The sequence below is a fragment of the Kamptonema animale CS-326 genome, from assembly GCF_028330895.1.
In the GTDB taxonomy this organism is placed as follows: domain Bacteria; phylum Cyanobacteriota; class Cyanobacteriia; order Cyanobacteriales; family Microcoleaceae; genus Kamptonema; species Kamptonema formosum.
In genome coordinates this window covers 1-5,230 of record NZ_JAQMUA010000265.1, presented here as the reverse complement: position 1 = coordinate 5,230, position 5,230 = coordinate 1, and the positions used below count along the sequence as shown (strand labels likewise).

The 5,230-nt window shown below is 44.0% G+C and carries 6 protein-coding genes, 1 tRNA gene and 2 pseudogenes; 6 read left to right on the top strand and 3 right to left on the bottom strand.

Features of this window, described 5'->3' with window-relative positions:
* Positions 1 to 455 (bottom strand): DHH family phosphoesterase (locus tag PN499_RS15445; protein WP_417063881.1); only part of this gene is annotated, 455 nt, incomplete at its 3' end.
* A gap of 195 nt (positions 456 to 650) precedes the next feature.
* On the opposite strand from PN499_RS15445, the gene psbZ reads away from it, so the two are divergent.
* From psbZ to PN499_RS15415, 6 genes and pseudogenes are all read left to right on the top strand, one after another.
* Positions 651 to 845, top strand: coding sequence for a photosystem II reaction center protein PsbZ (psbZ, locus tag PN499_RS15440; RefSeq protein WP_272032879.1), 195 nt, complete (start codon positions 651 to 653; stop codon positions 843 to 845).
* A 145-nt stretch (positions 846 to 990) separates the two neighbouring features.
* Positions 991 to 1,467: pseudogene (gene ribH / locus PN499_RS15435) on the top strand (6,7-dimethyl-8-ribityllumazine synthase); the annotation flags it as partial.
* A 299-nt stretch (positions 1,468 to 1,766) separates the two neighbouring features.
* Positions 1,767 to 1,904: a hypothetical protein gene (locus PN499_RS15430; protein ID WP_272032878.1), complete on the top strand. Its 138-nt coding sequence runs from the start codon at positions 1,767 to 1,769 to the stop codon at positions 1,902 to 1,904.
* Between the two features lie 151 nt (positions 1,905 to 2,055).
* Positions 2,056 to 2,127, top strand: a tRNA-Gly gene (locus PN499_RS15425).
* Between the two features lie 163 nt (positions 2,128 to 2,290).
* Positions 2,291 to 2,695, top strand: coding sequence for a hypothetical protein (locus PN499_RS15420; protein WP_272032880.1), 405 nt, complete (start codon positions 2,291 to 2,293; stop codon positions 2,693 to 2,695).
* Between the two features lie 4 nt (positions 2,696 to 2,699).
* Positions 2,700 to 3,965 carry a glutamate-5-semialdehyde dehydrogenase gene (locus PN499_RS15415; RefSeq protein ID WP_272032877.1) on the top strand — a complete coding sequence of 422 codons (1,266 nt, stop codon included), beginning with the start codon at positions 2,700 to 2,702 and terminating at the stop codon, positions 3,963 to 3,965.
* Between the two features lie 99 nt (positions 3,966 to 4,064).
* On the opposite strand, the gene PN499_RS15410 is transcribed toward PN499_RS15415, so the two are convergent.
* Together PN499_RS15410 and PN499_RS15405 are read right to left on the bottom strand one after the other, a co-directional pair.
* Complete coding sequence (locus PN499_RS15410) at positions 4,065 to 4,844, bottom strand: hypothetical protein (RefSeq protein ID WP_272032876.1); 780 nt, start codon at positions 4,842 to 4,844, stop codon at positions 4,065 to 4,067.
* Positions 4,845 to 5,036: 192 nt separating this feature from the next.
* Positions 5,037 to 5,230: pseudogene (locus PN499_RS15405) on the bottom strand (photosystem II q(b) protein); the annotation flags it as partial.

The following is a 5,230-nucleotide window of genomic DNA, read 5'->3' as shown; positions in this document are numbered from 1 at the left end:
CCCCCCCCCCCCCCCCCCCCCCCCCCCCCCCCCCCCCCCCGCTCCCCGGCTCCCCCGCTCTTTTCCGCTAAACGCAGCTTTTCTACAATTAGAGTGGTAGTAGCACCTACTGGTTCTATGTGGGTAGTTGTAGCTGGGATGTCCAGATGGATGTTGAGGTGATGGTCGTAGACAGTAATCTCTTGTAGGTGGGGTAAATCTAGCCACTCAGCAGCTTTTCCCAAGCGATCGCGAGCTGTAGTATCTACTATGGCAATAGAACGAATTAGTTTCGGATTGACCGAACGACGTTCGATTAACGGGTACTCATCTCGGTGGAGAGCTAAAAAATCTCGGACAGTGGGATGACACCCTCCAGTCAGGACAATTCTGCTGCCAGGATGCAGCACACAAAGCCCGACTGCGGCTCCAAGAGCGTCAAAATCTGCTGTAGTGTGGCACAAAATTAACTTCACGCTCAAAATCCAAAAACGCCAACTGAGAGAACCGAATTTCTGGTAGCTTACTACTGAGGGCTATATTTGCAAAGAGTTGAGCTAACAGTTCCACAACTTCCAGGCGTGGGATTGTCACAGAGCAACTAATCAAAATTTAGCGCAAACCACCTGGAGTATTTCTACTTAGGGACTCTTGTATCGAAAAGGAGAAAAATGTTGTTATCAATTTTGTTTCAACTTGTTTTAACGGCTTTGGTTGTGTTGTCCTTTGTGATGGTTGTTGGCGTACCCGTCGCCTATGCCTCTCCTCAAAACTGGAACCAATCTAAAAGCCTACTTTACCTTGGTTCTGGTCTCTGGATCGCCCTTGTGCTTGTGGTGGCGGCTTTGAACTTTTTGGTGGTTTGAGCCAAGCGAAGGAAGAAGGAAGAGGGAAGAAGGAAGACTGTGGCGCGGTTTTGAGATATTCCCCCACTTTACCAGTTTCTTCCCTCTTGCTCGCTTCTGTCCGTCTCTACTTCCGCACTTGACCAATTAATTAATAACTACTGACATGGCCGTTTTTGAGGGGAATTTTACTCAGACAGAATCTTTTAAGTTTGCATTTGCGATCGGTCGCTTTAATGATTTGATTACTAGCAAGCTGTTGGAAGGTGCTCAAGATTGTTTAAAGCGTCATGGTGTAGATCCGAATCCTCACGGTACTCAGGTGGATTATGTTTGGGTGCCAGGAAGTTTTGAGGTATCTATGGTTGCTCACCAAATGGCTCTTACTCGCCGCTACGATGCGGTAATCTGTCTGGGGGCTGTGATTCGGGGTCAAACTCCTCATTTTGATTTTGTGGCGGCTGAGGTGTCTAAGGGTATTGCTGCTGCTAGTTTTCAGACTGGGGTACCGGTAATTTTCGGTATTGTGACGGCGGATACGATGCAGCAAGCTCTGGAACGGGCAGGAATTAAAAGCAATAAGGGCTGGGATTATGCGATGGCGGCTTTGGAAATGGCGAGTTTGATGCGTCAAATTAAGGGTGTAAAACAGTAGCCTAAAAATCTAGAATTATCTAGATTTTTTCAGATTTTGACGCGATCGCAACAATAGTGATAAACTTGAGAAACGCTTGATTAGTGCGGGTTGCTAAAGCTTACTTGGCCTGAAAACCACAGAAACACTTAGCACAAACTGATCGTCAAAAAAACCAAATATTTCAAGCCCTTTGCTAAATCTTGGCAGTCTCTAACTGGGAAGATCAGGCCAACCTGAGCAATCAGGAAGCTTATAGCACTTGATCTAGGCTAAACATAAACCGCTAAGTTTGATTTACAAATTTCTTGCAGTTTATAGAAGCGGTCAAGGTGGGAACTCCCACAGTCAACTTACTGCGGCTCCAACTACTGCTCAAACTTTGTCCGTTGCTGGAAACCGCGCAATTGCGCCGGAAATCTTGGAATAACGGCAAGACTGGTTGAGAATAGGGTGCGGGAAATGTGGCTTCACAAATCTTTGCACTGCCCTACCTCCCCGTCTTGCCTACCGCTAACAAAATTGCCGTAAAAATTTTCTAAAATAGACTTGACAAACCAAGCTGATTTTGAGATTATTGTATTTACCGCAGTCAATGCGGGTGTAGCTCAGTGGTAGAGCGTCACCTTGCCAAGGTGAATGTCGCGCGTTCGAATCGCGTCACCCGCTTAGAAAGATATAAATTAAGTTAGGAAGTAAACTTGGGAGTTCTATTTACAGGCTTTGCCCTTAAACCTTAACATTTGGTGAAGGAAGGAAAGCTTATGATAGAATCATATTCGATATCTTTAAGATCGTCTCTGCATAAACGCTTTTGATTCTACGATCGCTCGTGCCATCTCAGAAAGCTCAAAAGATTGATTTAAATGGTGACTACCCTTGCCCCTGCCGGCGGCGAGGTCGTTTGGTACCGATCGCGCTGACAGAAGCCTTTGGATGCAATCGCTGTCAGCAAATTTTTGTATTGGATGAGAGCGGGTATGTAATTGAACAGCTCTCGACTAACTATCCTTATAAGCAAGCTTGGCGTTGGAGTGGCCACCATTGGAACAGAGCGCATCCGGGTTTGAAGGCGCACTACTTGCCGTTGGCCTTGGTGATGATATTGGTACCCTTGGTGATTTGGCTGCCTTTGGCGCTGCGATCGCCTGGAACAAATATCATTCTCTGGGCGATGGTAGCGGTGCTGCTAGCGATGCTGCCAGCGCTTATGGTCTGGCTGGCTTACAGACGTTAGCGTAATGACAAGCGAAGATTCTACCTCTACACAAGCTTCGATAAGTGCTGCTCGCCGCGCTTACCAAGCCTCATTAGAATTGGCGGGGGTTAAGGGGACTGTTCGTGCTGCGGCTTTGCAGGCAATGGCGCGGGAACTTAAAGCTCGGCAGAATGACATTTTAGAAGCAAATACTCTGGATTTAGAAGCTAGTCGGGAGATGGCAATTCCCGAATTGATTGTAGAGTGGCTGAAACTCACGCCAGAAAGGGTGCAAACAACGGTGCAAATTCTCCAGCGACTAGGAGAAATGCCCGATCCGATTGGCAAAGTGATGAGCGCTTCTTACCAGGCGGATCACTGTCAAGTGTATTGCCAACAAATCCCCCTGGGAGTAATAGCTTTAATTTACGAGGCATTCCCGGAGTTAGCAGCGATCGCAGCGGGTTTGTGCCTGAAAAGTGCTAATAGTTTAATTCTCAAAGGGGGCACGGAAGCCAGCCACTCCAATACAGTCATTGCCGAAGCTTTACAGTCAGCGATCGATGAGGTTGGTTTGCCTGTAGGCTCTTTAGAAATATTACCTGCCGATCGCGGTGCTTCCCTTCGAGATTTAGTCACCCAAGACCAATATATAAATTTAATAATTCCCTACGGTCGCCCTAGTTTAGTACAGCAAGTAGTGCGACAGTCCACCGCGCCAGCGTTGAGATCGGCTATGGGTAATTGTTATCTCTATTGGTCGCCTACTGGTAGTTTAGAAATGGCGAGGTGGATGATTTTAGATAGCCATCAAAGCGAACCAGATCCAGTGAATGCGATCGAGAAAGTGTTGATTGACCCAAATCAAAAGCCTTCTTCTTTGGTGCGCCTGTGGAATAGTTTAAAGGAGAAAGGCTTTGAAATCAGGGGGGATGCCGATTTGGTGGCGGATTTTCCTGAGTTGAGACTGGCGGATGTGGTGGAGTGGAATCAGCCTTATTTAAACAAAACAGTGGCGTTTAAGGTTGTAGAGGATTTAGAGGCTGCGATCGCATGGATTAATCGGTATAGCAGTGGTCATGCAGATAGTATTGCCACAGAATCTTACCAGGAAAGTCGCGAATTTGCCTTGGATGTTAATAGTGCTTCTACTTTTATTAATGCCTCGCCTCGATTTTCACGCTATCAAAATCGGGGAGATGCTATCTTTTTGGGAATGTCTAATCAAAAGGGCTATAGGCGAGGATTGATTGGCCTGAAAACTTTGACGACGCTTAAACATATTGTTCAGGGGAATGGGCAGTTTTAGAGTCAGTGTTTTTATCGCAGAAGTAAGAAGGTAGTCTGCCTTCTTACTGATTTATCTTTGATAATCACTTTTCGATTATATATAATTTTGCGCCTAGCCTCAAATTTCCTGTCCGTAATCTTTTAATAATTTTTCAATCTGTTCCATAGCGATAGATTCACAATCACTGTCAAATCCTTGTTTTTCATAGTCACACTTCAACTGATATAACAGTTTGTAATCATACTTTAAGCGAGATACGTAACTATTGAATATAATTTTATTTATAAAAACTTCTTGACTCAGTTTCATTGCCGTTGAATAGCTATCAATCCGATAGGAGCGAATCGTTATTAATGCTCGTTCTATATCTCCACATTCATCCGGTTTTAAAAAGCAAATATAATTAAGAACCTGATTCACATATAAAACAATTACTGCGGCAATATCTAGGGCATAAATTTCTGTTTTATTCTGGAGTATTCGGTAATCTGATTCCATCTCTTGCTTACATTTTTCGCAATAATTTTTGACGGATTCAATATTTGCTTTTTTCTCAATTACGAACCTCTGCTCCTCTTCGAGCGTATATGGACAACCCATCTGGTTATTCTTATTAATTACGGTAATTACGGACATCAGTTTTGCTTCAATCATAGATAGATGATTTATCTGTTTTTCAAGAATAGGAATCAGAAAAGTTGCTATCTTTTTGTGTTCCTGTTTCTTCCCACGTCCTGCGAGTAACCACTGGGAAGATATTGTAATTAAGCTACCAGCTATAGTAAATGCTAGTCTGTCATTGAATAGCAATATATATAAGACGATAAGACCAGCTATTAAAATAATGATATCTCTGAGACAAACAACAAACTTTTCAATATCAATATTCCCCATCATTTATGAATACCAAATTATTTCAACTAAATTTTAACCTAAAACCCTCCAGAGGTGGCGAATTTACCAAATAATAAGAATCTGGACTAACTTCGGTTGAAGGTTGACTGTTAGCCGCTAGCCGCTCAAAATAATTTTCCCCAACAAAAAACGCCCTCACGAATGAGAGCGTTTCTTGTTACCAATCACTAAGAATTAGCCATTGATAGCAGGAGCAACCAAAGCAACTGGAGTAGACTCACCTGCCTCAGCCAAATCCAGAGGGAAGTTGTGAGCATTACGCTCGTGCATTACTTCCATACCCAAATTAGCGCGGTTAATCACATCAGCCCAAGTATTGACAACACGACCTTGTGAGTCGATAATCGATTGGTTGAAGTTAAAACCAT

What these genes read in the sequence shown, in the direction of transcription:
- PN499_RS15410 (WP_272032876.1), bottom strand. Translation starts at nt 4,844, where the DNA reads ATGATGGGGAATATTGATATTGAAAAGTTTGTTGTTTGTCTCAGAGAT.
- psbZ (WP_272032879.1), top strand. Translation starts at nt 651, where the DNA reads ATGTTGTTATCAATTTTGTTTCAACTTGTTTTAACGGCTTTGGTTGTG.
- PN499_RS15415 (WP_272032877.1), top strand. Translation starts at nt 2,700, where the DNA reads ATGACAAGCGAAGATTCTACCTCTACACAAGCTTCGATAAGTGCTGCT.